The sequence below is a fragment of the Streptomyces tubbatahanensis genome (assembly GCF_022699385.1).
Lineage (GTDB): Bacteria > Actinomycetota > Actinomycetes > Streptomycetales > Streptomycetaceae > Streptomyces > Streptomyces diacarni.
Genome location: NZ_CP093846.1, coordinates 4,996,979 through 5,023,029, shown reverse-complemented (window position 1 = coordinate 5,023,029; position 26,051 = coordinate 4,996,979). Strand labels below are relative to the sequence as shown.

At 68.8% G+C, this 26,051-nt stretch carries 21 protein-coding genes; 2 read left to right on the top strand and 19 right to left on the bottom strand.

The annotated features are described in order from the left end of the window. Positions 1–94 precede the first annotated feature (94 nt). The 3 genes from MMF93_RS21675 to MMF93_RS21665 form a co-directional block, all read right to left on the bottom strand. Positions 95–505, bottom strand: a complete 411-nt coding sequence (locus MMF93_RS21675; protein ID WP_242754077.1) for a DUF6113 family protein — start codon at positions 503–505, stop codon at positions 95–97. Then, a complete protein-coding gene (mshB, locus tag MMF93_RS21670; protein WP_242754076.1) occupies positions 502–1,470 on the bottom strand; it encodes an N-acetyl-1-D-myo-inositol-2-amino-2-deoxy-alpha-D-glucopyranoside deacetylase in 969 nt (322 codons plus the stop codon). Before mshB ends, MMF93_RS21675 begins: the two co-directional genes overlap by 4 nt. Before the next feature lie 136 nt (positions 1,471–1,606). Next, positions 1,607–1,801 carry a DUF2304 family protein gene (locus tag MMF93_RS21665; protein WP_114014462.1) on the bottom strand — a complete coding sequence of 65 codons (195 nt, stop codon included), beginning with the start codon at positions 1,799–1,801 and terminating at the stop codon, positions 1,607–1,609. Positions 1,802–2,098: 297 nt separating this feature from the next. On the opposite strand from MMF93_RS21665, the gene MMF93_RS21660 reads away from it, so the two are divergent. Next, the gene (locus MMF93_RS21660; RefSeq protein WP_242754074.1) at positions 2,099–4,282 is read left to right on the top strand and encodes a S9 family peptidase; all 2,184 of its coding nucleotides are present in this window, start codon (positions 2,099–2,101) and stop codon (positions 4,280–4,282) included. Between the two features lie 64 nt (positions 4,283–4,346). Here the strand turns inward: MMF93_RS21660 and MMF93_RS21655 are convergent, their stop codons facing one another. The 5 genes from MMF93_RS21655 to MMF93_RS21635 form a co-directional block, all read right to left on the bottom strand. Beyond that, positions 4,347–5,522 carry an ABC transporter ATP-binding protein gene (locus MMF93_RS21655; RefSeq protein ID WP_242754073.1) on the bottom strand — a complete coding sequence of 392 codons (1,176 nt, stop codon included), beginning with the start codon at positions 5,520–5,522 and terminating at the stop codon, positions 4,347–4,349. Positions 5,523–5,547: 25 nt separating this feature from the next. Next, positions 5,548–6,618, bottom strand: coding sequence for an ABC transporter ATP-binding protein (locus tag MMF93_RS21650; RefSeq protein WP_242754072.1), 1,071 nt, complete (start codon positions 6,616–6,618; stop codon positions 5,548–5,550). A gap of 13 nt (positions 6,619–6,631) precedes the next feature. After that, positions 6,632–7,609: an ABC transporter permease gene (locus MMF93_RS21645; protein WP_242754071.1), complete on the bottom strand. Its 978-nt coding sequence runs from the start codon at positions 7,607–7,609 to the stop codon at positions 6,632–6,634. Between the two features lie 120 nt (positions 7,610–7,729). Next, positions 7,730–9,526 carry an ABC transporter substrate-binding protein gene (locus tag MMF93_RS21640; protein ID WP_242754070.1) on the bottom strand — a complete coding sequence of 599 codons (1,797 nt, stop codon included), beginning with the start codon at positions 9,524–9,526 and terminating at the stop codon, positions 7,730–7,732. Positions 9,527–9,621: 95 nt separating this feature from the next. Then, the gene (locus tag MMF93_RS21635) at positions 9,622–10,659 is read right to left on the bottom strand and encodes an ABC transporter permease (protein WP_242754069.1); all 1,038 of its coding nucleotides are present in this window, start codon (positions 10,657–10,659) and stop codon (positions 9,622–9,624) included. Positions 10,660–11,168: 509 nt separating this feature from the next. Between MMF93_RS21635 and MMF93_RS21630 the strand changes: the two genes are divergently transcribed. Further along, the gene (locus tag MMF93_RS21630; RefSeq protein ID WP_242754068.1) at positions 11,169–12,188 is read left to right on the top strand and encodes a hypothetical protein; all 1,020 of its coding nucleotides are present in this window, start codon (positions 11,169–11,171) and stop codon (positions 12,186–12,188) included. A 9-nt stretch (positions 12,189–12,197) separates the two neighbouring features. Here MMF93_RS21630 and MMF93_RS21625 read toward each other — a convergent pair whose 3' ends face one another. The 11 genes from MMF93_RS21625 to typA all read right to left on the bottom strand — a co-directional run bounded on the left by MMF93_RS21625 (position 12,198) and on the right by typA (position 25,931). Continuing rightward, the gene (locus MMF93_RS21625; RefSeq protein ID WP_242754066.1) at positions 12,198–13,337 is read right to left on the bottom strand and encodes an ABC transporter ATP-binding protein; all 1,140 of its coding nucleotides are present in this window, start codon (positions 13,335–13,337) and stop codon (positions 12,198–12,200) included. Next, positions 13,327–14,307 carry an ABC transporter ATP-binding protein gene (locus MMF93_RS21620; RefSeq protein WP_242754065.1) on the bottom strand — a complete coding sequence of 327 codons (981 nt, stop codon included), beginning with the start codon at positions 14,305–14,307 and terminating at the stop codon, positions 13,327–13,329. Before MMF93_RS21620 ends, MMF93_RS21625 begins: the two co-directional genes overlap by 11 nt. A 4-nt stretch (positions 14,308–14,311) precedes the next feature. Further along, positions 14,312–15,283, bottom strand: coding sequence for an ABC transporter permease (locus MMF93_RS21615; RefSeq protein ID WP_242754064.1), 972 nt, complete (start codon positions 15,281–15,283; stop codon positions 14,312–14,314). A gap of 51 nt (positions 15,284–15,334) precedes the next feature. After that, on the bottom strand, positions 15,335–16,258 hold the full coding sequence (locus tag MMF93_RS21610) for an ABC transporter permease (RefSeq protein WP_242754063.1): 924 nt from the start codon (positions 16,256–16,258) through the stop codon (positions 15,335–15,337). 6 nt (positions 16,259–16,264) lie between these two features. Continuing rightward, a complete protein-coding gene (locus MMF93_RS21605) occupies positions 16,265–17,914 on the bottom strand; it encodes a peptide ABC transporter substrate-binding protein (protein ID WP_242754062.1) in 1,650 nt (549 codons plus the stop codon). A 151-nt stretch (positions 17,915–18,065) separates the two neighbouring features. Then, positions 18,066–19,130 carry an ABC transporter ATP-binding protein gene (locus tag MMF93_RS21600; protein ID WP_274709490.1) on the bottom strand — a complete coding sequence of 355 codons (1,065 nt, stop codon included), beginning with the start codon at positions 19,128–19,130 and terminating at the stop codon, positions 18,066–18,068. Continuing rightward, positions 19,123–20,154, bottom strand: coding sequence for an ABC transporter ATP-binding protein (locus MMF93_RS21595; RefSeq protein ID WP_242754061.1), 1,032 nt, complete (start codon positions 20,152–20,154; stop codon positions 19,123–19,125). The genes MMF93_RS21600 and MMF93_RS21595 overlap by 8 nt, the downstream gene beginning before the upstream one ends. Then, entirely contained in the window at positions 20,117–21,061 is a 945-nt protein-coding gene (locus MMF93_RS21590; protein WP_242754059.1) for an ABC transporter permease, read from the bottom strand. Before MMF93_RS21590 ends, MMF93_RS21595 begins: the two co-directional genes overlap by 38 nt. After that, entirely contained in the window at positions 21,054–21,983 is a 930-nt protein-coding gene (locus tag MMF93_RS21585) for an ABC transporter permease (RefSeq protein ID WP_242754058.1), read from the bottom strand. The genes MMF93_RS21590 and MMF93_RS21585 overlap by 8 nt, the downstream gene beginning before the upstream one ends. Before the next feature lie 85 nt (positions 21,984–22,068). After that, complete coding sequence (locus tag MMF93_RS21580) at positions 22,069–23,679, bottom strand: peptide ABC transporter substrate-binding protein (RefSeq protein WP_242754057.1); 1,611 nt, start codon at positions 23,677–23,679, stop codon at positions 22,069–22,071. Between the two features lie 380 nt (positions 23,680–24,059). Then, a complete protein-coding gene (gene typA / locus MMF93_RS21575) occupies positions 24,060–25,931 on the bottom strand; it encodes a translational GTPase TypA (RefSeq protein ID WP_242754056.1) in 1,872 nt (623 codons plus the stop codon). Positions 25,932–26,051 lie beyond the last annotated feature (120 nt).

Sequence of the window (26,051 nt, the reverse complement as noted above, 5' to 3'; positions counted from 1 at the left end):
GTTGGCCCGAAGGCGGCTCGCCGGCGCGCACCACTGTACTGGGGGCACGGGGCAGGGGCCCCGCGACCGCCGAATCGGCCCGCCGGCGCCCCTCTCAGCGGTTCTTGTGCACCGGAACGGGGGGCGCGGGCAGGGTGATGGTGGTACACATCACAGCCGCGAGCATGCCGCCGAACAGGTAGACGTAGCCGGCGAGGCCCGCGGCGAACAGGAAGTCGCCCTCGGCCCGCGAGGTCGTCATCAGCAGGACGGCGACCACCCAGCCTGCGCCCGGCACGGCCGCTCCCGGCTTGGTGCGGCACAGTTTCGCGCCGCCCCAGAAGAGTCCGACGGCGGCGGCCAGCGCGAGCAGCAGGCCGAGGGGGAACCAGGCGCCCTGGACGAGGGCTCCGGCGGCGCCGGTCAGCAGGCCGAGTACGGCCAACGCCGCGTACACGGCGATGCGGGCGTTGCGCCCGCGCGGGTAGGCACCCGCTGCCTGGGTGGCCACGGACGCCCCGCTCATGCCTCCACCCCTGCGAAGAGGTCGTCGAGCCCCGCGGGCGCGGATTCGCGGCCGGCGCGGTCGGCGCGCTGGAAGTACTCGGTGCCGATGAGGGGCTGGCCGAGCCCGTTGGAGAGCGCGAAGAAGGGGCCGCGCGAGGTCTCACGTACGGAGACCTGCGTCTCGTGGGCCGCCATGGCCGCCGCCTTGTCGGCGAGGTGGGCGCGGGCGTCGATCGTGACGTCGACCTCGTCGGCGCCCTCGACCACGCCGGGGACGTCGTCGGGGAGCGCGAAGCCCGTGTCGCCCAGGAAGCCGGGGAAGGGGAAGACCTCTCCGTCGCCCGCGGCCGCGTGCAGCCGGGCGAAGCCCTCGTCGAGGACGGGGCGGGGGACGACGTTCCAGTAGACGCGCCCTACCCGGTGCGGCGCGCCGCCGCCGCGGCCGCTCTCGGCGGCGGCGAGCTGGACGGCGCGCATGGCCACGCGGTGGGCCTTGATGTGGTCGGGGTGGCCGTAGCCGCCGTCGGGGCCGTAGGTGACGACCACCTGGGGGCGTACCTCGCGCAGCACGGTGGCGAGCAGGCGGGCGGCCTCGTCGAGGTCGGCCTGCCAGAAGCAGCCGGGGCGGTCGTTGGTCGGCGCGCCCATCATGCCGGAGTCCCGGTAGCGTCCCCGGCCGCCGAGGAAGCGGTGGTCGGTGACGCCCAACGCGCGCATGGCCGCGGCGAGTTCGCCGAAGCGGTGCGGGCCGAGGGTGTCGTCCTGGCCGGGCGCCAGGTGGGCGAGCCCGTCCGGGATGACCTCGCCCTCCTCACCCAGCGTGCAGGTGACGAGGGTGACGTGCGCGCCCTGAGCCGCGTACTTGGCCATGGTGGCGCCTGTGGTGATCGACTCGTCGTCCGGGTGCGCGTGCACCAGCAGCACACGGCGCCGGGGGGCGGCCGGTGAGCCGGGGGCCGTCCCTGGGGGAAACGCAGCGGTCATGCCCCGAGCCTACGACGGGCACGCCGCCGCCCGGTGAGGCGAGGGGGAGGAAGGGTGCGGGGGCGGAGGGCGTCGAGGGGAGTCGGGGGCCGGGAAGAGGGGGCCGGGACGCGGGTGGGGCGGGGGCGCGGCGTCCTCAGAACTTGAGCTGGCCGATCATCCCGGCGACGTTGGAGGTCAGGTCGGTGATCGTGGGGGCGACCGAGGAGCTGGCGAGGTAGAAGCCCAACAGCATGCAGATCACCGCGTGTCCGGCTTTGAGCCCGGACTTCCTGACGAGCAGGATGACGATGATCGCCAGCAGCACCACCGCCGAAATCGAGAGTGCCACGGCGGCTCACCTCCAAGTACGCACGGTCGGTTCGGGATCTTCACGGGTCACACGGACACGGCGGCGCGCCTCCGGCACGGAGGAGCCACCGGCTTCATACCCAGCACCCACCATGCGCAACGGATCATAATTATCCGGGCGACCGCACGGCTCGGTGCACGGGTGCAGAGGAGGGGCGCATATTCATATCCAGCCACCCTCCGACGAGCTGACCCTCGCCCGGGCGGGCATCCGGAACGGATCACGGCCTGGCGCGGGCACGGTGCTCCCGGGCGCGTGCGCAGTACGGTCAGCCGCATGGCTACGACTTTCCCGCAGCAGCACGCCCGTACCCACAGATTCACACTTGGTGCCCCGAGGTCCTTCACTGTCGCCCCGGACGGCTCACGAGTTGCTTTTCTTCGCTCCCGCGACGGCTTCGACCTGGCCCATCTCCTCTGGGTGCGGGAGGCGGCGAGCGGCGAGGAGCGTATCGCCGCCGATCCCGCGGCTCTCCTGGGCGGGGCGGCGGAAGAGCTCTCGGCCGAGGAGCGCGCGCGGCGCGAGCGGAGCAGGGAAGGCACGGCCGGTGTGGTCGGATATGCCACCGACACGTGCGTGGAGACGGCGGCCTTCGCCCTCTCGGGCCGGCTCTTCACCGCGGACCTGACCACGGGGCAGGCGCGCGAACTCTCCACACCGACCCCGGTCGTGGATCCCCGCCCCTCCCCCGACGGCCGGTACGTCGCCTACGTGGCGCGGGGCGCCCTGCGGGTGGTCGCCGCGTCCGGGGAGAACGACAGGGCGCTGGCCGATCCCGAGGCGGAGACGGTCACCTGGGGCCTGGCGGAGTTCGTCGCGGCGGAGGAGATGTCCCGCACCCGCGGCCACTGGTGGTCGCCCGACTCGGACCGGCTGCTGGTCGCGCGCGCCGACGACGCACCGGTGGCCCGCTGGTCCATCGCCGACCCGGCCAACCCGCAGGGCGAGCCGGCGCGCGTCGCCTACCCCGCGGCCGGAACGGCGAACGCCGAGGTCACCCTGCATCTGCTGGGGCTCGACGGGACGCGCCGCCAGGTCGGCTGGGACCGCGAGCGCTACCCGTACCTGGCCAGGGTCCACTGGTCCGCGGCCGGTTCGCCGCTGTTGCTCGTGCACAGCAGGGACCAGCGCGCCGCCGCGTACCTGAGCGTGGACGTCGAGACGGGTGAGACGTCGGTCACACTCACCGAGGAAGATCGAATCTGGCTGGAACTCTTCGGCGGCGTACCCGCGTGGGCGCCGGACGGCTCTGTGGTGCGGGTCGTGGACGAGAGCGCCGACGGTGCGGACGGGGAGAGCGCACGGGTGCTCATGGCGGGCGCACGACGGCTCACGGACGCGCGGCTGCATGTGCGGGCCGTGCTGGACGTCGGCGCCGAGGACGTCCTGCTGACCGCCTCCGAGGGGGACGGCGGCGATCCCCTGCGCCGCTCGGCACCGGGCGACGTGGGGGTCTACCGGGTGCCGCTGGCCGGCGGCGAGGCCGTACGGATCACCGACCCCGAAGACGACGGCCGCGGCCCGCGGCTGTCCTCCGCCGTGCGCGGCGGCGGAACCCTCGTGCTCTCGACGGCGGACCTGTCGCGGGCCGGATCGCGGATCGTGCTGCTGCGCCAGGAGGACGGAAAGCGGCTGGGCACCCTCGACTCGCACGCCGAACGGCCCGTGCTGACCACCGCGCCCCGCCTGCTGCTCGCCGGCGCACGCCGCATCCCCGCCGCCGTGGTCCTGCCCACCGGCTACCAGGACGCCGACGGACCGCTGCCCGTGCTGATGGACCCCTACGGCGGTCCGCACGGCCAGCGCGTCGTGGCCGCGCACAACGCGCACCTGACCGCACAGTGGTTCGCCGACCAGGGCTTCGCCGTGGTCACGGCCGACGGGCGCGGCACCCCCGGGCACAGCCCCGCCTGGGAGAAGGCGATCGCGCACCGGCTCGCCCCGGTCACCCTCGACGACCAGGTCGAGGCCCTGCACGCGCTCGCCGCCGAGTTCCCCCTCGACCTGACACGGGTGGGCATCAGGGGCTGGTCCTACGGCGGTTACCTCGCGGCGCTGGCCGTGCTGCGGCGGCCCGACGTCTTCCACGCCGCCGTCGCCGGCGCCCCGGTGACCGACTGGCGGCTGTACGACACGCACTACACCGAGCGCTACTGCGGCACCCCGCAGGAGAACCCCGAGGTGTACGCGGAGTCCTCACTGATCACCGACGCGGGACTGTCCCTGGTGTCCGGGGAAGGGCCGCACAGACCCATGATGATCATTCACGGGCTCGCCGACGACAACGTGGTCGTCGCGCACGCGCTGCGGCTGTCCTCGGCGCTGCTGGCGGCGGGGCGGCAGCACGAGGTGCTGCCGCTGTCCGGGGTGACCCACATGGCGAGCGACGCCACCGTGGCGGAGAACCTGCTCCTGTTGCAGGTCGCCTTCCTGAAGCGGTCGTTGGGCCTGGCAGGCTGAGCCCGCCCGGGGCGCCGCCGCGACAGCCTCCGCGGCGGCGCGCCGGAACCGGCCGGCGAGCGGCTCAGCGCGTCTTGGCCGTCCCTGCCGAGGTCTCGCCCGCCCCGCCCTCGTGCTCCCGCAGCGCCTTGTCCAGCACGATGTCCTCCCCGCGGGCCGCGGTCGTCGGCTCCTCGGGGAAGTGGCAGGCCGTCAGGTGGCCCTGGGTGTTCCCCGGGATCTGGACGAGCGGAGGCTCCTGGGTGGCGCACTTGTCCCGCGCCTTCCAGCAGCGGGTGCGGAAGCGGCACCCCGAGGGCGGGTTGATCGGCGAGGGCACGTCGCCCGCCAGCCGGATGCGCTCGCGGGCGCCGCTGCCGGACTCCCCGTCCTCCTCGTGGAGCACGGCCTCGGGGACCGCGGAGAGCAGCGCGTGGGTGTAGGGGTGCCGGGGGCGGTTGTAGATCGCCTCCCGCTCCCCCACCTCGACGATCTTGCCCAGGTACATCACCGCGACCCGCTCCGAGAAGTGGCGCACGATCGCCAGGTCGTGGGCGATGAAGACGAAGGCGATGCCCAGGTCCCGCTGCACCTGCTGGAGCAGGTTGACGACCTGCGCCTGGATGGAGACGTCCAGCGCGGAGACCGGCTCGTCCGCCACGATCAGCTTCGGCTCCAGCGCCAGCGCGCGGGCGACGCCGATGCGCTGGCGCTGGCCGCCGGAGAACTCGTGCGGGAAGCGGTTGTAGTGCTCGGGGTTGAGCCCGACGGTCTCCAGCAGTTCGCGGATCCGCTTTTCGCGCCCGCCGGGCGGGTCGATGCCGTTGACCTCCATCGGGCCGCCGATGATGGAGCCGACCGTGTGCCGCGGGTTGAGCGACGAGTACGGGTCCTGGAAGATCATCTGGATCTCGGAGCGGATCGGCGCCATCTGCTTGCGCGTGGCGTGGGTGATCTCCTGCCCCGCGTAGGTGATCGTGCCGCCGGTGGGCTCCAGCAGCCGGGTCAGCAGCCGTCCTGTGGTCGACTTGCCGCAGCCCGACTCGCCGACGAGGCCGAAGCTCTCGCCCGCGTGGACGCCGAGGTCGATACCGGAGACGGCCTGGACCTCGCCCACCTTCCGCTTGAAGGGGAAGCCCCCCATGATCGGAAAGTGTTTGGCCAGGCCCTCCGCCTTCAGCAGCGGTTCGCCCGTGCGGGCGGGTGTCGCGTCCTTCGCTCCGCCCGCGCCCGGCTTGGTCAGGGTGAGGTCATCGCTCATTGGTCTGGGTCTCCCTCTGCCTGTCCTAGCTCAGCCTGGGCTTGATCTGCTCGATGAAGAACGTGCGCTTCTGCTCGGCCGTCAGGTGGCAGGCGGAGCCGCGCCCGTGCGGCAGCAGCGGCCGGTCGCCGGTGCAGGACCTGCCCGCGACCTCGTCCTGGTAGCCGCAGCGCGGGTGGAAGGGGCAGCCGGACGGCGGGGACAGCAGGCTCGGCGGCGTGCCGTGGATGGGCGACAGCTCCTCGTTCACGTCGCCTGTCAGCCGCGGCATGGAGGTCAGCAGGCCCCAGGTGTAGGGGTGCTCGGGGCTGCGCAGCACCTCGCCGACCGTGCCCCGCTCGACGGCGCGGCCGCCGTACATCACCAGGATGTCGTCGGCGACGTTGGCGATGACGCCGAGGTCGTGGGTGATGAAGACGATCGCGGAGCCGAACTCCTGCTGGAGGTCCTTGAGCAGGTCGAGGATCTGCGCCTGGACGGTGACGTCGAGGGCCGTGGTGGGCTCGTCGGCGATCAGCAGGTCGGGGTTGCACACCAGCGCCATGGCGATCATCGCGCGCTGCCGCATACCGCCGGAGAACTGGTGCGGATAGTCGTGGACCCGCGTCCTGGGGTTGGGGATGCCGACCTTGTCGAGCATCTCGACGGCCCGCAGGTGCGCCTCCCGCTTGGAGACCCCCATGTGCTTGCGGTACGGCTCGGCGATCTGCCGCCCGATCGTGTAGTACGGCGACAACGCGGTCAGCGCGTCCTGGAAGATCATCGCCATCTTGTTGCCGCGCAGCGACTCCAGCGTCTTCTCGCGCGCGCCCGTCAGCTCCTGGCCGTCCAGCAGGATCTTGCCGGAGACGTCGGTGGTGCGCGGGTTGTGCAGGCCCAGGACGGACAGGTTGGTGACCGACTTTCCGGAGCCGGACTCGCCGACGATGCCGAGGGTGCGGCCGCGCTCCACGTCGAAGGAGAGCCCGTCGACGGCCTTGACGGTGCCGTCCTCGGTGTCGAAGTGCACGTACAGGTCGCGCACCGAGAGGAAGGCGCCCGTCTCGTCCGCGTCGCGCGGCGCGGGGACGTCCGCTTCCTTGGTCAGGGAGTTCATGGCGGAGGTTCTCCTAGGACAGCCGCACGCGCGGGTCGATGAACGCGTAGGCGGCGTCCACGATGATGTTGAACAGGATGATGAAGGTCGCCGCGAAGAGCATCACGCCCATCACCATGGGAAGGTCGGTGTTCTGCACCGAGTTGACCGCGAGGGTGCCCAGGCCGGGGAGCGAGAACGTCCACTCGGTGATCATCGCGCCGCCGAAGAGGGAGCCGAGGTCGACGCCGAAGATGGTGACGATGGGGATGAGCGAGCCGCGCCAGGCGTAGCGGAAGAAGACGTACCGCCCCGACATGCCCTTCGCACGGGCGGCCCTGACGTGGTCCTCCTGCAACTGTTCGATCATCGACGAGCGCGACAGACGGGTGTAGTTCGCGGTGAAGATGATCTGGACGACCAGCCAGGGGATCAGCAGTCCCATGAACCAGCCGGCCGGATCCTCAGTCAGCGGCACGTACTTGGGCTGGTCGAGGAGTTGCAGGTTGTAGACCACCAGCGCCAGGACGAGCGGGCCGATGAAGTAGATCTGCATCGAGGAGAGCACCAGCGACAGCGAGCTGAACGCCTTGTCGATCAGGGTGCCCTTCTTCCAGGCGGCGATCATGCCGGCGCCCAGGCCGATGAGCAGGAAGACCACGGCGCCGCCGATGGTCAGCGAGACGGTGGTCGGGAAGCGGTCCAGGATGGTCTCCCAGACGGGGTCCTGGTTGGCGAAGGAGTAGCCGAAGCACGGCGCGGGACACGCGCCCGCGGCGAAGTCGCGGCCGGCGAAGATGCCGACCATGAAGTGCCAGTACTGGACGGGCACGGGTTCGTCGATCCCCATGTTCTTGCGGATGACCTCGAGCGCGTCCGGCGTGCAGTTCTTGCCGCAGGCCAGCATCGCCGGGTCCCTGGGGACGGCGTAGAAGAGGAAGAAGGTGACGGCGCTGATGATCAGCAGGATCACCACGGCGCCGAGCGACCGGCGGATGAGGAATCGCAGCATGACGGAACGCAGCTCTCGTGCGACAGCGGAATCGACGTGCGGAAGGAGGAGCGGGACGGCACCGTGGGGCTCCGCCGCCCGGCCGCGAGGGCCGGGCGGCGGAGCCGGTGCCCGGGTGCGTTACTTCTTGACGTACAGCGAGGTGGGCTGGATGTCGTGCAGCTGCTCGTCGAAGTAGGCGCCGCCGATCTTCGATCCGGTCAGCTGGATCGTCTTGTAGTAGTGCATGGGCACCGCGGGCACGTCCTCGACGAGGATCTTGTCCGCGAGCTTCATCCACTCGTCGGCGGCCTTGTTCGGATTCTCGATCTTGCGAATCCGGTCCATCTCCTTCTCGAACTTCGGGTTCTTGTGGTGCGAGTAGTTCGCCGCACCGTCTTGGACCTGACGTCCGTCGAAGAGGTTGGGGACGACGGTCGAGGCGCTCGGCCAGTCGGCACCCCACGAGTTGTGGTAGATGTCGTAGTTGTTCTTGATCTTGCCGATCTGGTCGTAGTACGTGTCCGCGATGATGTCCTTCTTCTGGACGTTGAACCCGGCCTTCTCCAGGTTCTGCGTCGCGGCCACGGAGAAGTCCTGCCACTCGGGCGCGTTCTGGAAGGCGAAGGTGAGCTTCATGCCCTTCTTGCCGGACTCCTTGAGGAGCTTGGCGGCCTTCTTCACGTCGCCCTGCGGCTTCTTCAGCTTGTTGAACGGGTCGGTCGGCTTCTGGCCCACCAGCGTCGGGCTGATGTAGTTGCCGGCCATCTCGCCGCCGCCGGCGCCACCGAACGCGGAGACGATGGACTGGTTGGGCATCGCGTAGGCGATGGCCTGGCGGACCTTCTTGTTCTTGATCCGGTCCGTGTTGATGTTCATGTAGCTGACGTAGCTCTGGTAGCCGGAGACGGAGCGCTTCTTGACCTCGGCGTCGCTGCGCACCTTCTGCATGCTGGAGGCGTCGACGCTGTTGGTGAAGCTGGTGGCGTACTGGTTCTCACCCGCGTCCGACATCAGCCGCTTGGTGGAGTCCTCGAAGGAGACACCGAACTGGATGTTGAAGGCGTCCGGGAACTGGTGCCGCTTCGGGTCGGTCTTCGGGTCCCACTCGGGGTTGCGCACGAGCTTCATGCTCTTGCCCGACTTGAAGGACGCGATCTTGTAGGGACCGGTCGACAGCGGGTCCTTGTCGTACTTCTCCTTGGTGTCCTTCTTCTCGGACACCACCGAGTAGCCCGGCATGGCCAGCGCGTAGGGCAGCTCGGCCTGCGGCTCCTCGAAGTGGAAGATGACCGTCTTGTCGTCCGGCGTCTCCAGGACGTCGTCCGGCAGGTGCTTGCCCTTGTAGGGGCCGTCCTTGAGCATCTTGCGGTAGTCGGTGCCGCCGGTGTTGGCCAGCCACTGCTGGATGAAGGTGGGGCCCTCGGTGACGAAGGGCGCGAACATCCGCTCGATGCTGTGCCGGATGTCCTTCGAGGTGATGGCCGAGCCGTCCTCGAACTTGATGCCGTCCTTGAGCTTGTACGTCCAGGTCTTGCCGCCGTCCGACTTCTTGCCGCTGTCGGTGGCCAGGTCGCCGACGACCTCGTACTTGTCGCCGCTGGTGCGCTTGTAGCTGGTCAGACCGCGGTGGATCAGCGTGGCGAGGGCGCCCTCGTCGCTGACGTAGATCTGCGCGGGGTCCAGGTGCGCGAAGCTGTCGCGCTGGAGGACCTTGATGGTGCCGCCCTTGCGGCCGCCCTTGACCTCGGCGGCCGGGCCCTTGGAGGCGGCCTCGTCGGCGAACGTGTAGGAGACGTCGGAGCCCTGCTTCTTGGCCTTCGTGTCCTTGGTGTCCTCACCGCCGCCCCCGCCGCTGCTGCAGCCGGTGAGGAACAGCGCGCCGGCGGCGACCGCCGCGAGGGACGCACGCGCTGTGCGTATGCTCACTCTGCTCATGGTGGTGTCTGCACCTGCCTGTCGGTTGTCCGTCGCTGCCTGACTGATGCCGTACGGGGTGGCAGCACCCCCCACCACTCGGTCGCGCCTGGCCCTCATCGGCCCGACTTCGGGTCGAACGCGTCCCTGACCGAGTCTCCGAGCAGGTTGAAGGCGAGGATGAAGATCACCATCGCGCCGCCCGGGAAGAACATGTAGGTGATGTCGCTCTGGTAGACCTCGGCGCCCGTGGCGAACATCCGGCCCCAGTCGGGGGTGGGCTCCAGCAGCCCGACGCCGAGGAAGGAGAGCCCCGCGATGGCGGTGACGTTGTTCGGCAGCATGTAGGTGGCCTGCACCAGCATGGGTGTGACCAGGTTCGGCAGCAGTTCCTTGCGGACGATCCGGCCCGGCGGCGTCCCCGCGACCTTCGCCGCCTCGATGAACTCCCGCTCCCGCAGCGACAGGGTCTGGCCTCGCAGCAGCCGCGCCAGCGTCATCCAGCCGAGCAGCCACATCACGTAGATGATCACGCAGGACCTGAGCCAGGTGGGCATCTCGTCCTGCGGGTCGACGAGCAGCGCGCCGACGACCGGGGTGAAGGCGACGAAGAAGAGCTGGTTGGGGAAGGACATCATCAGGTCGGTGAACCGGCCGAGGAAGTAGTCGACCTTCCCGCCGAAGTAGCCGCCGGCGACACCGATCACGATGGCCGTGACCACCGAGAGCAGGGTGACGATCACCGCGAGCGAGAGCGAGGTGCGGATTCCGTAGACCAGCTGCATGAAGACGTCCCGGCCCAGGTTCGGTTCGAGGCCGAACCAGAACTCGCCGCTGATGCCGCCGTTGGGCTGCACCGGGTAGCCGTTGTCGTTGAGCAGGCCGGGCGTCAGCTGCCCGTAGCGGGTGTAGGGATCCTTGCCGTAGAGCCAGGAGATCACCGGGGCGAGGGCCGCGATCAGGAAGAAGGCGATCACGATGCACGCCGAGACGACACCCGTGCGGTCGCGCTTGAAGCGCATCCACATGAGCCGTCCTGGTGACCGGCCCGCGAGGTCACCGTCCTTGGCGACTCGCGTAGAACTCGGGCCCGCTTCCCGCTCGGGGCCAGGGGTGTCGGCCCCGACCGCAGCGGCCTGGGAAGGACTCGTCATCGCGTGTGTGCTCCCGCGCTCAATTCTCGCCGGAACCCGAATCGTTGAGGCGTGATGCGGGTGGGTTGAGCCGGACTTTGGCAAGCGGGTTATGTGCCAGTCAAGGGGTGTTGGCCAGGCTGAACGCCGTCAACGGCTTTCTTGAGCGAACGTTGCGCAGATCGAGGTCGCAACGTGCTTGACATCACAGAGCACAGGCGGACATGACGGCAAAAAGAGGGAGTAACCGCCTTAACAATCTCGCAACGTGGTCGCCGTCTCACCGATATCCGAAGCAGTCACTCTGAACTACGGAGCCCCGTCAACTCCCGTGCGTGCAGGGGCTCGTGGCGTTCTCCTGCACACCCGGTGGACGTCGTGCGAACATGAGTGCGGCTTCACCACCGCGCTCACCGCCGTGCACACCGCCGCGCTCACCGCCGGCCAGGGCCTTGTTGCCGGGCGGTGCGCGCGGGTAGACACGTCAGGTCCAGCACGTCGCGACACACGTACACACGGGGGGCCGAGCCATGGGCCAGGACAGGACACTCGCGCGCGGAGCGCGCGTCTTCGGATCGCTGCTGCTGGCCGCGCTCGCGCTGGTCAGCCTCGCCTGGATCATCCGGGACTTCACCAAGGCCGACGACGTCGTCGACGTGTGGTGGAACTGGGCCGGCCTGCCGGCCCGCGCCGAGGACGGGGTGTGGGTCACTTCCTTCCTCGAGCCCACGCTGATGCTGGTGTACGCGGTCGCGGCCGTGACTGCCTACCGCTCCTCCTCGTCCGCCGCGATACTCGCCGGCGCCGGAACGCTGACCGTCGCGCTGCGCACCCCGGGCCTGTGGAACCTGAACGCCGACTGGATGCAGGGCGTCCCCGACGGGCTGCTGAGCAAGGTCCTCTTCAGCACCATCGCCACCGTCGTTCTCGGCGGTGTCCTCATCGTCACCGCCATCGCGGGCCGCCGCCCCGCGCAGCCCGCCCCCGGCGGTTACGGCTACGGCGCCCCCGCCCCGCACGACGTGGCCCACTCGGCCCCCGCCGGGCCGACCAGGGGCGGCGCCGTGGCCGCCTTCCTGCTGCTGGGCGCCTCGGCCGCGGTACTGGTCGCGTGGGAGATACGCACCATGCAGCAGTTCGGCTGGGACCGCTACGAGAAGACGCTGACCGGCGAACGCACCATCGTCCGGCTGCTCGACGCCCCGCCCGGCTGGTCCCTGTGGACCGTCGTGCTCCTCGCCCTGGTCGCCGGCGTCGCCGCGCTGGCGGGCGCGCCCTTCTCCCGCCCCCTCGGCCTCGTCATCGCCGGACCGCTGCTCGCCACCGGCCTGTTCGCCGTCGCCTTCGGCATCAAGACGGACCTGTTCGCGCACTTCGGCGACCTCGGCATCGAGAACCAGCTGCACGTGCTGACCTACGTGTTCGAGGTCGTCGCGGGCGCGGCCGTCCTGCTGGCGCTCTCCCGGGGGCAGCAGCGCTCCCCGCACCCGAGCCCCTCGTACCCGGCAGGCGGCCCCGCACCGTACGGGCCCCCGCCGCGGGCCTGGTAGGTCAGCCCCTCACGTCTCGACGGGCCCCACCACCGCGGCGCGCTCGGCCGCGAAATGGCAGGCCGAGGGGTGATGGACGGCCTCGCCTGGCAGGGTGCCGGCGAAGTTCTCCGGCACGGCGAGCGGCGGCTCCTCCTCGGCGCAGCGCTGCTGCGCCTTCCAGCAGCGGGTGCGGAAGTGGCAGCCCGACGGCGGGTTGGCCGGTGAGGGCACGTCGCCCTCCAGCACGATCCGCTCCCTGCGCCCCTCCGCCTCGGGATCGGGCACCGGCACGGCCGACAGCAGCGCCTGCGTGTACGGGTGCGTCGGGTGCTCGTAGATCTCGGTCTCCGTACCCACCTCGACGAGCTTGCCGAGGTACATCACGCCGACGCGGTCGGAGATGTGCCGCACGATGGACAGGTCGTGCGCGATGAAGACGTAGGAGAGGCCGAACTCGTCCTGGAGGCTCTCCATCAGGTTGACGACCTGCGCCTGCACCGAGACGTCCAGCGCCGAGACCGGCTCGTCCGCCACGATGATCTCCGGACGCAGCGCCAGACCCCGCGCGATCCCGATCCGCTGCCGCTGACCCCCACTGAACTGGTGCGGATACCGGTTCACGTACTCCGGGTTCAGCCCCACCACATCCAGCAGCTCCTGCACCTTGGCCCGCCGGTCCCCCTTCGGCGCCACCTCCGGATGGATGTCGAACGGCTCCCCGATGATGTCACCGACCGTCATCCGCGGATTCAACGACGTGTACGGGTCCTGGAACACCATCTGGATGTTCCGCCGCACCGCCTTCAAAGCGCGCCCCGAGGCGCGGGTGATGTCGTTGCCCTTGTAGCGGATCGTGCCCGCAGTCGGCCTCTCCAGGTGGGTGATGAGCTTGGCCACGGTCGACTTGCCGCAGCCCGACTCGCCGACGATGCCCAGCGTCTCCCCCTTCCGCAGGTCGAAGGAGACGCCGTCGACGGCCTTGACCGCGCCGACCTGCCGCTTGAAGAGGACACCCTGCGTCAGCGGGAAGTGCTTGACCAGGTCCCGCACCTGAAGGATCGGCTCGCCCGCCGCGTAACTGCGCTCGGCGTGCGACTTCGCCAGCAGCTTCCGTGCCTGGATCAGCTCCTCCCTGGCCACCTTGCGGCTCGATCCCTCACCGTGCATCGAACATCTCCTCCCAGAAGTGGCAGGCGCTGGCCCGCAGCGCCGAGACCTCGTACAGCGGAGGTTCGTCCCTGCGGCAGACCGCACGCGCCATCGGGCAGCGGGGGTTGTAGGCGCAGCCCGGGGGGATCTGCTGCAGGTTGGGCGGCATGCCCCGGATGACGTTGAGCTGCCCGCCCTTCTGGTCGAGGCGGGGGATGGAGTCGAGCAGCCCCTTGGTGTAGGGGTGCGCCGGAGCCTTGTACAGCTCCTTGACCGGCGCCGTCTCCACGATCCGGCCCGCGTACATCACCGCGATCTTGTCCGCGACGTCGGCCACCACACCCAGGTCGTGCGTGATCAGGATGAGCCCCATGTTGAACTCACGCTGGAGATCCGCCAGCAGGTCCATCACCTGGGCCTGCACCGTCACGTCCAGGGCGGTGGTCGGCTCGTCCGCGATGATCAGATCGGGCTCCAGCGCCAACGCCATCGCGATCATGATGCGCTGCCGCATCCCCCCACTGAACTGGTGCGGGAAGTCCCCCACCCGCTGGCGCGCTGCCGGGATGCGGACCCGCTCCATCAGCTCGACGGCCTTGGCTCTGGCCTCCTTGCGGGAGGCGCCCTGGTGGACCCGGAACATCTCCGCCAGCTGGTAGCCGACGGTCAGCACCGGGTTCAGAGCGGAGAGCGCGTCCTGGAAGATCATCGCCATTCTCGCGCCGCGGATTCTGCGCCGCTCCTCGCGCGGAAGGGCCAGCAGGTCCCTGTCCTGGAAGACGATCTCGCCACCCGTGATGCGCCCGGGCGGCATGTCCAGGATGCCCATGATCGCCTGGGCGGTCACCGACTTGCCTGAACCGGACTCGCCGAGCACCGCGAGCGTCTCGCCGGCCTCGACGCCGAGGTCGACCCCGTTGACGGCCTGGGCCACGCCGTCCCGGGTGTGGAACTCCACGTGCAGGTCGCGCACCTGAAGGAGGCTCACGCGCTCACCTCAGTTTCGGGTCGAGGGCGTCGCGCACCGCGTCGCCCAGCATGATGAACGCCAGCACGGTGAGGCTGAGCGCGGCGGCCGGGTACAGCAGGATGTGCGGCGCGTTGCGGAACTGCATGCCCTGGGAGGCCGCGGAGATGTCGGCGCCCCAGGAGACGGTCGGCGGCTGGAGGCCGACGCCCAGGAAGCTGAGCGTGGCCTCCAGCGAGATGTAGGTGCCCAGCGCGATGGTCGCCGTCACGATCACGGGGGCGATGGCGTTCGGCAGGATGTGCCGGGTCATCATCCGGGCGTTGCCCGCACCCAGCGCGCGGGCGGCCAGTACGTAGTCGTTCTGTTTGGCCGTGATGACGGAGCCGCGCGCGATACGGGCGACCTGCGGCCAGCCGAGCAGCACGATGAAGGCGACCACCGTCCACACCGAGCGGCTTCCGGTCATGGAGAGGAAGACCAGGCCGCCCAGGATCATGGGGATGCCGAAGAAGATGTCGGTGAGGCGGGAGAGGACGGCGTCCCACACGCCGCCGAAGAACCCGGCGAGTCCGCCGAGCACGCTGCCCAGCACGGCCACCCCCAGTGTGGCGCAGACGCCGACCGTCACGGACGTTCGGGCGCCGTAGACCACCCGCGTGTACACGTCGCACCCCTGGGTGTCGAAACCGAACCAGTGCCCCGCCGAGGAGGCGTCCAGCGAGCGGCCCAGCCGGCAGGAGAGCGGGTCCCGGGAGGCGATGAGGCCCGGCCACACGGAGATGAGCACCAGGAACGCGATGAGCAGGCCCGCGATCCAGAACACCGGGTTGCGGCGCAGGTCGTGCCACGCGTCGGACCACAGGCTCCGCTCCCGCTCCCGCGGCTCGCGACCCGGTGAGGAGGGGCCCTTGCCGCCGGCCCGCTCGGCCTGGCTCTCGACTCCGGTGAGCGTTTCCGTCTCGTCGGGGCCCTCGAGGGCGGGTGTCCCCGTCATGGGCTCCCCCTGCGGGTGGCGGTGGGCGCGTTGCGCGCTCGCGGGCCTGGGTCACACATAGCGGATCCTCGGGTCGAGCACGGCGTACAACAGGTCGACGAGCAGGTTCGCGAGGAGGAAGACGATGACGAGGACGGTCACGAAGCCGACGACTGTCGGCGAGTTCTGCCGCACGATGCCCTGCCACAGCTGGAAGCCGACGCCGTGGATGTTGAAGATCCGCTCGGTCACCAGGGCCCCCGCCATCAGGGTGCCGACGTCGGTGCCCAGGAAGGTGACGACGGGGATCAGCGAGTTGCGCAGCAGGTGCCGTACGGTCACCCGGCGCCGCGGCAGCCCCTTGGCGACGGCGGTGCGCACGTAGTCGGCGCGGGAGTTCTCGGCGATGGAGGTGCGGGTCAGCCGGGTGACGTAGGCGAGCGAGACCAGTGCGAGCACCAGCCCGGGGAGCAGTAGTTGGCCCAGCGGCGCGGCGGGCGAGACGGCGGGGGCGATCAGCCCCCACCGGACGCCGAGCAGGTACTGGAAGACGGTGCCGGTCACGAACGTCGGCACGGAGATGACGACGAGGGTCAGCATCAGCACCCCGCTGTCGATGGGCCGCCCGCGGCGCAGGCCGGTCAGCACGCCGAGCACCAGGCCGATGATGATCTCGATGACGACGGCGACGAGCGCCAGCCGGATGGTCAGCGGGAACGCGGTCGCCATCAGCTCGGTCACCGGCTGCCCGTTGAAGGCGTTGCCGAAGTCACCGGAGAAGATCTTGCCCATGTAGAGCCCGTACTGCTGCCAGAGGGGCTTGTCGAGGTTGAACTCCGCGCGCAGCTGTGCGGCCGTCGCCGGGTCGGGCGCCCGGTCGCCGAACATGGCGTTCACCGGGTCGCCGACGGCGTAGACCATCACGAAGATGAGGAACGTCGTCCCGATGAAGACCGGGACCATCTGGAGCAGTCGTCGTACGACGTAGCGCCCCACGACGGCTCACTTGACCTTGATGTCGGTGAAGACCGGCACGGAGAAGGGGTTGAGCTTCACGTCGCTGACCCGCTCGGAGTATCCGGCGTTCCCGTTCTGATACCACAGCGGAATGGCGGGGAACGTCTCCAGGATGCGTTTCTCGGCCTGCTGGAAGAGGCCGATCGCGCTCTTCTGGTCGCCGGCCGCGTTCGCCTGGTCGATGAGCTTGTCGACCTTCGGGTCGGAGAATCCGGAGTCGTTGGAGGAGGCGTCGGTGTAGTAGATGGGCTGGATGAAGTTCTGGATCAGGGGATAGTCCATCTGCCACCCGGTCCTGAACATGCCCTTCATCTTCTTGCCGCTGATGTCGGAGCGGAACTCGCTGAAGGTCGGCACCGGATTCACCGTGCAGGCGCTGTTCTTGTCCAGGGTGCGGTTGATGCTGTTGCAGACGGCTTCCATCCACTGCCGGTGGGAGCCGGTGTCCACGTTCGAGGTGAGCGTGATCTTCCCGCCGGGAAGTCCGCCGCCCTGCTTGATGAGCTTCTTGGCCGCTTTCGGGTCGTACTCGCACGCGCTGCCGCACAGGCCGGGCTCGTATCCGCCGCCCGCCCCCAGCACGGGGGAGGTCAGGTCGGTCGCGGGCTCCCGCGTGCCGTGGTAGATCTCCTCGGTCACCTCCTTCCTGTTGATCGCCCGGGAGAGGCCGCGCCGCACCAGCGCGGCCTTCTCGCCTTTCCAGCGCTTGTCGTACATCGGGAAGGAGAGGGTCTGGGTGATGCCCGCGGGCTGGTTGATGTAGCGCCCGTTCAGATCCCGCTTGGCGTTCTTGAGCTGCCCGGCCGGCAGTTCGTCGACGACGTCGAGGTTTCCGGCCTGCAGGTCGGTGTAGCCGGTGTTCTGGTCGGTGTAGACCCGCAGCTCGACGCCCTTGTTCCGCGGCTTGTCCGCACCGTTGTAGTGCTTGTTGCGCGACAGCTTCATCGACTGGCCGCGGGTGTAGGAGTCCACCTTGTACGGGCCGTTGCCCACCGGTTTCTTCAGCCAGCCTTCGTGGTCGGTGAAGAAGGACTTGGGCAGGGGCGCGTAGGCGCTGTAGCCGAGCGTCTGCGGCCACATGGAGAACTTCTGGTTGAGCTTCACCGTGAAGGCGCGGTCGCCGGTGACCTTCAGCCCCGACATCTTCTTCGCCTTGGGCTTCCCCTTCTCGGGGTGCACCTCGTCGTAGCCGTCGATGTACTGGAAAAAGTAGGAGTTGACCTGCTTGTTGGTGACCAGCGCGCCGTAGTTCCACGCGTCCACGAACGACTTCGCCGTCACCGGCGTGCCGTCGGAGAACTTCCAGCCCTTCTCCAGCTTGATGCGGAAGGTGCGCTGGTCGTCGGTCGTGATGGACTCGGCGACGGCGTTCTTCGCCTCACCCGTGCTCGGGTCGTACTTCTTGAGCCCCCGCATGATCATGTCGAGGACCTTGCCGCCCTGCACCTCGTTGGTGTTCGCCGGCTCGACCGGATGCTGCGGGTCGGTCCAGAAGGCGCGGATCACACCGTCCTGGGCCCCGCCCCCTGCGCCCCCCGAGCTGGAACCGCCACCGCAGGCGGTCGCCGTGAGCGCGAGCACTCCCACGGCGGCGAGCGCCCTCCTGGTCATGGTCACGCGGGTGGCTCCACGCATGGGTGCCTCCTGGAAGCGCTGTGGGTCCGAGTTCGACTCGGACCCACTTAACACCTTTTGACACCATATGCCCGGATGCCGTGCCCGGGCCCCGGAGGGCCGGAACCCGTATGGACCACACGGGCGGGCACGACAGCTCCCCCGAGCGGACTCAGGCCGCGACCACGGCCGCCCGCTCCTCGGCGAAGTGGCAGGCCGACGGGTGCGCGGCCCCCGACTCCGCCTCCTCGAACGGCGCGGGAACCGCCAGCAGAGGCACCTCTTCGGCGCAGCGCGCCTCCGCCTTCCAGCAGCGCGTGCGGAACCGGCACCCTGACGGCGGGTTGGCCGGTGAGGGCACGTCGCCCTCCAGCACGATCCGCTCCCTGCGCCCCTCCGCCTCGGGATCGGGCACCGGCACGGCCGACAGCAGCGCCTGCGTGTACGGGTGCGTCGGGTGCTCGTAGATCTCCTCGTCGCTGCCGATCTCCGCCATCTTGCCCAGGTACATCACGCCGACGCGGTCGGAGATGTGCCGCACAATCGACAGGTCGTGCGCGATGAACATGTACGAGAGGCCGAACTCGTCCTGGAGGCTCTCCATCAGGTTGACGACCTGCGCCTGCACCGAGACGTCCAGCGCCGAGACCGGCTCGTCCGCCACGATGATCTCCGGACGCAGCGCCAGACCCCGCGCGATCCCGATCCGCTGCCGCTGCCCCCCACTGAACTGGTGCGGATACCGGTTCACATACTCCGGGTTCAGCCCCACCACATCCAGCAGCTCCTGCACCTTGGCCCGCCGGTCCCCCTTCGGCGCCACCTCCGGATGGATGTCGAACGGCTCCCCGATGATGTCACCGACCGTCATCCGCGGATTCAACGACGTGTACGGGTCCTGGAACACCATCTGGATGTTCCGCCGCACCGCCTTCAACGCGCGCCCCGACAGCTTGGTGATGTCCTCGCCCTTGTAGCGGATGGTCCCGGAGGTCGGCGCCTCCAGGTTCATCAGCAGCTTGGCCACGGTCGACTTGCCGCAGCCCGACTCGCCGACGATGCCCAGCGTCTCGCCCGGGTAGAGGTCGAAGGAGATGCCGTCGACGGCCTTGACCGCGCCGACCTGCCGCTTGAAGAGGACACCCTGCGTCAGCGGGAAGTGCTTGACCAGGTCCCGCACCTCGAGGATCGGCTCACGGCGCTCGGCCTGCTCGGTCCGCTTGGACTCTTCACTCACCGAGAGTCTCCTTCCAAAAGTGGCACGCGCTGCCGCGTCCTTCGCCGACCTCGGCGAGCGGGGGCAGTTCACTGCGGCAGACGTCCCGTGCGACGGGGCAGCGCGGGTGGAAGGCGCAGCCGTCGGGAACCTTGGCCATGTTGGGCGGCAGGCCCTGGATCGCGTAGAGCTCCTTGCCCTTCTGGTCGAGGCGGGGGATGGACTCCAGCAAACCCTTGGTGTACGGGTGCGCCGGAGCCTTGTACAGCTCCTTGACCGGCGCCGTCTCCACGATCCGGCCCGCGTACATCACCGCGATCTTGTCCGCGACGTCCGCCACCACACCCAGGTCATGGGTGATCAGGATGAGCCCCATGTTGAACTCACGCTGGAGATCCGCCAGCAGCTCCATCACCTGGGCCTGCACCGTCACGTCCAGCGCGGTGGTCGGCTCGTCCGCGATGATCAGATCGGGCTCCAGCGCCAACGCCATCGCGATCATGATGCGCTGCCGCATGCCGCCGCTGAACTGGTGCGGGTAGTCGCTCACCCGGGCCTTGGCGGCCGGGATCTTCACCCGGTCCATCAGCTCGATGGCCTTGGCCTTCGCCTCCTTGCGGGAGGCGCCCTGGTGGACGCGGAACATCTCCGCCAGCTGGTAGCCGACGGTCAGCACCGGGTTCAGGGAGGAGAGCGCGTCCTGGAAGATCATGGCGATGCGGGCACCGCGGATCTTGCGGCGCTCCTCCTTGGACATGGTGAGCATGTCCTCGCCGTGGAAGAGGATCTCCCCCTGGGGGATGCGCCCGGGCGGCATGTCCAGGATGCCCATGATCGCCTGGGCGGTCACCGACTTGCCGGAGCCGGACTCGCCGAGCACCGCGAGCGTCTCGCCGGCCTCGACCTGGTAGTTCACGCCGTTGACGGCCTTGACGATGCCGTCCCGGGTGTGGAAATCGACGTGCAGGTCCCGCACTTCGAGCAGGGTCATATGAGGCGCGCCTCCCTCAACGGCTCTTGGGATCGAGGGCGTTGCGGACCGCATCGCCGAGCATGATGAACGCCAGGACGGTCAGGGAGACCATCACGGCGGGGGAAATGAGCATGTGGGGCGCGGTACGCAGGCCGTCCTTGCCGGCGGAGACGTCGACACCCCAGGAGACCGTGGGCTCGGCCAGGCCGATGCCCAGGTAGGAGAGGGTCGCCTCGGCCGCGATGTAACCGCCGAGCGCCGTCGTGGCGACGACGATGACGGGAGCGACCGCGTTGGGCACGATGTGCCGGAACATGATCCGCGCCGTGCTCGCGCCCAGCGACTTCGCGGCGTGCACGTAGTCGCTCTGCTTGACGGTGATCACCGAGCCGCGGGCGACACGGGCGATCTGCGTCCAGCCGAGGAAGAGCAGCGCGGTGATCACCACCCAGACGTTGCCCTGGGTGAAGGTGGTCAGCACCACCATGGCGCCCAGCAGGAAGGGGATGCCCTGGAAGATGTCGGTGATCCGGGAGAGCACGCTGTCGATCCAGCCGCCGAAGTAGCCGGCGACGAGGCCGACGATGCCGCCGAGGATCGTCACGAACAGCGTCACCAGGACGCCGACGAGGACGGTCGCACGCGCGCCGTAGACCATGCGGGCCCACACGGAGCGGCCCTGGGTGTCGTACCCGAACCAGTCCTCCGCGAAGAAGTGGCTGTAGCTGGGCTTGCCCTGGTAGTGGTGCGTCAGGTCGCCCACCGTCGGGGAGGCCGAGGTGAACAGGCTGGGGAAGGCCACCATCACCAGCAGCACCACGATCAGCACGGCCGAGATGACGAAGAGCGGGTTGCGGCGCAGATCGTGCCAGGCGTCCGACCACAGACTGCGCCCCTTGGCCGGCTTGGCGTCGTTGCCCGGCGGAGCGGGCTTGGGGTCGGTGGACGCCGAGGCGGACACGTTCAGGGTCTCAGTCATAACGGATCCTCGGGTCCAGGACCGCGTAAAGCAGGTCGACGAGCAGGCTTGCGACGAGGTAGACGATGACGATCAGCGTGGCGATGCCGACGACCGTGGATCCCTCGCGGCGGTTGAGCGCCTCGAAGATGGTGTTACCGACGCCGTGCACGTTGAAGATGCCTTCGGTGACGATCGCCCCGGTCATCAACGCGCCGATGTCGGTACCGAGGAAGGTGACGACGGGGATCAGCGAGTTGCGCAGCAGGTGGACACCGACCACCCGGCGCCGGGGCAGCCCCTTGGCGACGGCGGTGCGGATGTAGTCGGCCCGTTTGTTCTCCGCCACCGAGGTGCGGGTCAGCCGTGTGACATACGCCAAGGAGAGCGCGGCCAGGACGAGCGCGGGCAGCAGCAACTGCCCCATATCTCGGGAGTCCTGCACCGTGGGGGTCAGCCAGCCGAGCTGGAAGGCGAAGAAGTACTGGAAGAGGTAGCCGAGGACGAAGCTGGGCACCGAGATCAGCAGCAGCGTGAAGACCAGCACGATCCGGTCGAACGCCTTTTCGGCGAACAGGCCGGAGACCAGGCCGAGCAGCACACCGATGAGAACGGTGAAGAAGAAGGCGAACAGCGTGAGCCGGACGGTCACGGGGAACGCCTGCGAGATCACCTCGGCGACCGGTCTCTGAGTGGCTATCTGAGTGCCGAAGTCACCCTGGAAAAGACCGGAGAGGTAGTTCCAGTACTGGTGCCACAACGGCAGATCGAGACCGAGCTGATGCTTGATCGTGGCGATCTGCGCCGGGTCGGGCTTCTTCTCGCCGAAGAGCGCCGCCACGGGGTCGCCGGGCAGCGCGAACATCATGCAGAAGATCAGCAGAGTCGACCCGATGAAGACCGGGATCATCTGGAGCAGTCGCCGTGCGACATAGCGCCCCATAGTGCCTCCGTAACGGAAAGGGAGCTCGGGAACGGCCGGGGCCGCCGCTCGTGGCGGAGCGGCCCCGGCGTCTTCCCGGGTGCTGCTACTTGACGGTGATGTCGGTCAGGAGGACGTTGCCGTCGAAGCCGACCTTGACGTCGTCGATGCCCTCGCCGTGCACGATGTTGGCCGCGTAGTCCCACAGCGGGATGGCCGGCATCTTCTTGAGCAGTTCCTTCTCCGCCGCCTGGTAGTCCTTCACGGCCGCGTCGAGGGAGTCGGCGTGGTCGCCCTTCTCGAAGAGCTCGTCGACCTTCTTGTCGGAGAACCGGCCGTAGTTGGTGGAGGCGCCGGTCTTGTACAGGTCCTGCATGAAGTTCACGTTCAGCGGGTAGTCCGCGAGCCAGCCGCCCCGGTAGGTGCCCTTGACCTTGTTGGCCTGGCGGGCCTCGAGGTCGGTCTGGAAGTCCGGCTTGGAGTCACCCACGCACTGCACGCCGGTGGCCTTGGTGATGCTGTTGCAGACAGCCGTCACCCATTCCTTGTGGCCGCCGTCGGCGTTGTACTGGATCCAGATCTTGTTGCCCGGAATGCCGCCGCCGTCCTTGATGTACTTCTTGGCCTTCTTCGGGTTGTAGCTCAGGACGTCGGTGTCCAGCTTCTGGTAGCCCTTGACCTGCGGCGGGGTGAACGCCTTGGAGGGGATGCGGGTGCCCTGGAGCACCGTCTTGGTGATCGTCTCGCGGTCGATCGCCATCGACAGGCCCTGGATGACCTTCGGGTCGACGTCCTTGAACGGCTTGGAGTAGACGGCCGGGACGATGCTCTGGGTGCCCGCGTACGGGACGTCGAGCGCACGGTCGCCGAAGTCGGACTTGCGCTTGGGCAGGTCCTTCGGGCCGACGCCGTCGACCAGGTCCAGGTTGCCGGACAGCGCGTCCTGGTAGGCCGACTCCAGCTTGGAGTAGGTCTTGAACTGGACGCCCTTGTTCTTGGCCTTGTTGGAGCCCTTGTAGCTGTCCACGGCCTTGACCTGGATCAGCTTGTTGTGGGTCCACTTCTGGAACTTGTACGGGCCGTTGCCGACCGGCTTCTGGCCGAACGCCTTGGGGTCCTTGTAGAAGGACTCGGGCAGCGGCGTGAAGGTCTTGTAGCCCAGCTTGTACTCGAAGTACGGGACCGGCTTGGCCAGCTCGATGGTGAAGGTGTGGTCGTCGACGACCTTCAGCCCCTCCATCTCGTCCTTCTTCGGCTTGCCCTTCTCCGGGTGGACGTCCTCGTAGCCCTTGATGTCGCCGAACCAGTAGCTGTTGGCCTGCTTGTTCTCGACGTTGGCCATCCAGTTCCACGCCTTGACGTACGACTCGGCGGTCACGTCCGTGCCGTCGTGGAACTTCCAGCCCTTCTTGAGCTTGACGGTCCAGGTCTTGTTGTCCTTGGACTTCACCGACTCGGCGTTCTCGTTCTTCAGCTCACCCTTGCCGTCGTAGCCGACGAGGCCGGTGAACAGCGCGTCGATGACGTAGCCGCCGAACTTCTCGTTCGTGTTGGACGGCATCAGCGGGTGCTGGGGTTCGCCGTTGAACATCGAGACGTACCCGGCGGGCTTGCCCGACGCGTTGCCGTCGTCGCCGGAACCGCCACCGCACGCCGTGGCGGCCAGCGCCACGGCCGCCGCAAGAGCGGACCACTGCATCATCTTCGCACCACGCATGGAGCGACCTCCTAGAGTCGTTCACCAAGGAAGAAGGGGCGGTGCCATGGCCGGCAGCCTGCCGGTCCGTGCTACACGCCCCCACGCTCGCGGAGTCGCCGCCCACCTGACGGTGCGTGACCCATTAACCCGAGCTCGATGCACTCACTATCTGCCCTCACCCCCCGTGTGGACCAGATGTGAAGAGTCTCGGTTTGATTACACCTACATCCGGTTGTCCGTTAAGCGACAAGAACAGCTCCGCGAATCGCCTCAAAAGGGACAGCGACTCGGGTTGCCGAACCGTTATCCGGACACCGGAATGCGGAGAGGGCCACACCCGCAGGGTGTGGCCCTCTCCGCTTCCCCACCGGCCGCTACGGTGCGCAACCGGCCTCCGGCTACCTCTTGGCCCGCGCGGCAGCCCGCGCGCGCTCCTTCATGTCGAGGTTCACCTTGCGGATACGGACCGTCTCCGGAGTCACCTCGATGCACTCGTCCTCGCGGCAGAACTCCAGGGACTGCTCCAGCGACAGCTTGCGCGGCGGCACCAGGTTCTCCGTCGTGTCGGCGGAGGCCGCGCGCATGTTGGTCATCTTCTTTTCCTTGGTGATGTTGACATCCATGTCGTCGGAACGGGAGTTCTCGCCGACCAGCATGCCCTCGTACACCTCGGTGCCGGGCTCGATGAAGATCACACCGCGCTCCTGCAGGTTCATCATCGCGAAAGGCGTCGCCTTGCCCGCCCGGTCCGCGACCAGCGACCCGCTGCGGCGCGTACGCAGCTCCCCGAACCACGGCTCGTGGCCCTCGAAGAGCGAGTGCGCGATGCCGGTGCCCCGGGTCTCGGTCAGGAACTCGGTACGGAAACCGATCAGGCCGCGCGCCGGAACCAGCCACTCCATCCGCACCCAGCCGGAACCGTGGTTGGTCATCGTCTCCATACGGCCCTTGCGGGACGCCATGAGCTGGGTGATCGCACCCAGGTACTCCTCGGGGGCGTCGATCGTCATGCGCTCCACCGGCTCGTGGACCTTGCCGTCGATCTCGCGGGTGACGACCTCCGGCTTGCCCACCGTCAGCTCGAAGCCCTCCCGGCGCATCGTCTCCACCAGGATCGCCAGCGCCAGCTCGCCACGGCCCTGCACCTCCCAGGTGTCGGGGCGCTCGGTCGGCAGGACGCGCAGCGAGACGTTACCGATCAGCTCCCGGTCCAGCCGGTCCTTGACCAGCCGCGCGGTGACCTTGTGCCCCTTGCCGCCCTTGCCCACCAGCGGAGAGTTGTTCGTGCCGATCGTCATGGAGATCGCGGGCTCGTCCACGGTGATCAGCGGGAGCGCGACCGGGTTCTCCGGGTCGGCGAGCGTCTCACCGATCATGATGTCCGGGATACCGGCGACGGCGCAGATGTCGCCGGGGCCCGCCTTCTCGGCCGGCTTGCGGGTCAGCGCGTCGGTCATCATCAACTCGGTGATGCGCACGTTCTGCACCGAGCCGTCGCGCTTCATCCAGGCCACGGTCTGGCCCTTCTTCAGCTCGCCCGCCTCCACACGCAGCAGCGCGATCCGGCCCAGGAAGTTGTCCGCGTCCAGGTTGGTGACGTGCGCCTGGAGCGGCGCCGCCTCCTCGTAGGTGGGCGCGGGAACCGTCTCCAGCAGCGTGGTGAAGAACGGCTCCAGACTGCTGCTGTCCGCCGGCACCGCACCGTCGGCCGGCTGGGTCAGCGAGGCGATGCCGTCCCGCGCACAGGCGTAGACGATCGGGAACTCGATCTGCTCCTCGTCCGCGTCCAGGTCGAGGAACAGGTCGTACGTCTCGTCCACGACCTCCGAGATCCGGGCGTCGGGACGGTCCGTCTTGTTCACGCAGAGGATCACCGGAAGCCGGGCCTCCAGCGCCTTGCGCAGCACGAAGCGGGTCTGCGGCAGCGGCCCCTCGGAAGAGTCGACGAGCAGGACGACCGCGTCCACCATCGACAGGCCCCGCTCGACCTCGCCGCCGAAGTCGGCGTGGCCCGGAGTGTCGATGATGTTGATGGTGACGGGGTCACCACCGTCCTTGGGGTGGTACCTGACCGCGGTGTTCTTGGCGAGAATGGTGATGCCCTTCTCGCGCTCCAGGTCGTTGGAGTCCATCACCCGGTCGTCGACGGATTCGAGCTGGTGGGCCGCGAAGGCTCCGGCCTGCTTGAGCATGGCGTCGACGAGAGTCGTCTTGCCGTGGTCGACGTGGGCGACGATGGCGACGTTGCGGATGTCGTGGCGCGTGGGCACTGAGGGGTGTCTCCCGGGTTGACGGATGAGGCCGCGCTCCCCCGGCCTCCGGCCGGGGCGCCCCCGGCCCGTGAGGGCCGGGCCGCGGGCCCTGATGCCGGGCTCGGCTCGCCGCGGCCT

Coding starts and splice junctions, on each gene's coding strand:
- MMF93_RS21675 (WP_242754077.1), bottom strand. CDS start 505: ATGAGCGGGGCGTCCGTGGCCACCCAGGCAGCGGGTGCCTACCCGCGC.
- mshB (WP_242754076.1), bottom strand. CDS start 1,470: ATGACCGCTGCGTTTCCCCCAGGGACGGCCCCCGGCTCACCGGCCGCC.
- MMF93_RS21660 (WP_242754074.1), top strand. CDS start 2,099: ATGGCTACGACTTTCCCGCAGCAGCACGCCCGTACCCACAGATTCACA.
- MMF93_RS21655 (WP_242754073.1), bottom strand. CDS start 5,522: ATGAGCGATGACCTCACCCTGACCAAGCCGGGCGCGGGCGGAGCGAAG.
- MMF93_RS21650 (WP_242754072.1), bottom strand. CDS start 6,618: ATGAACTCCCTGACCAAGGAAGCGGACGTCCCCGCGCCGCGCGACGCG.
- MMF93_RS21645 (WP_242754071.1), bottom strand. CDS start 7,609: ATGCTGCGATTCCTCATCCGCCGGTCGCTCGGCGCCGTGGTGATCCTG.
- MMF93_RS21640 (WP_242754070.1), bottom strand. CDS start 9,526: ATGAGCAGAGTGAGCATACGCACAGCGCGTGCGTCCCTCGCGGCGGTC.
- MMF93_RS21635 (WP_242754069.1), bottom strand. CDS start 10,659: ATGACGAGTCCTTCCCAGGCCGCTGCGGTCGGGGCCGACACCCCTGGC.
- MMF93_RS21630 (WP_242754068.1), top strand. CDS start 11,169: ATGGGCCAGGACAGGACACTCGCGCGCGGAGCGCGCGTCTTCGGATCG.
- MMF93_RS21625 (WP_242754066.1), bottom strand. CDS start 13,337: ATGCACGGTGAGGGATCGAGCCGCAAGGTGGCCAGGGAGGAGCTGATC.
- MMF93_RS21615 (WP_242754064.1), bottom strand. CDS start 15,283: ATGACGGGGACACCCGCCCTCGAGGGCCCCGACGAGACGGAAACGCTC.
- MMF93_RS21605 (WP_242754062.1), bottom strand. CDS start 17,914: ATGCGTGGAGCCACCCGCGTGACCATGACCAGGAGGGCGCTCGCCGCC.
- MMF93_RS21595 (WP_242754061.1), bottom strand. CDS start 20,154: ATGCGGTCCGCAACGCCCTCGATCCCAAGAGCCGTTGAGGGAGGCGCG.
- MMF93_RS21590 (WP_242754059.1), bottom strand. CDS start 21,061: ATGACTGAGACCCTGAACGTGTCCGCCTCGGCGTCCACCGACCCCAAG.
- MMF93_RS21585 (WP_242754058.1), bottom strand. CDS start 21,983: ATGGGGCGCTATGTCGCACGGCGACTGCTCCAGATGATCCCGGTCTTC.
- MMF93_RS21580 (WP_242754057.1), bottom strand. CDS start 23,679: ATGCGTGGTGCGAAGATGATGCAGTGGTCCGCTCTTGCGGCGGCCGTG.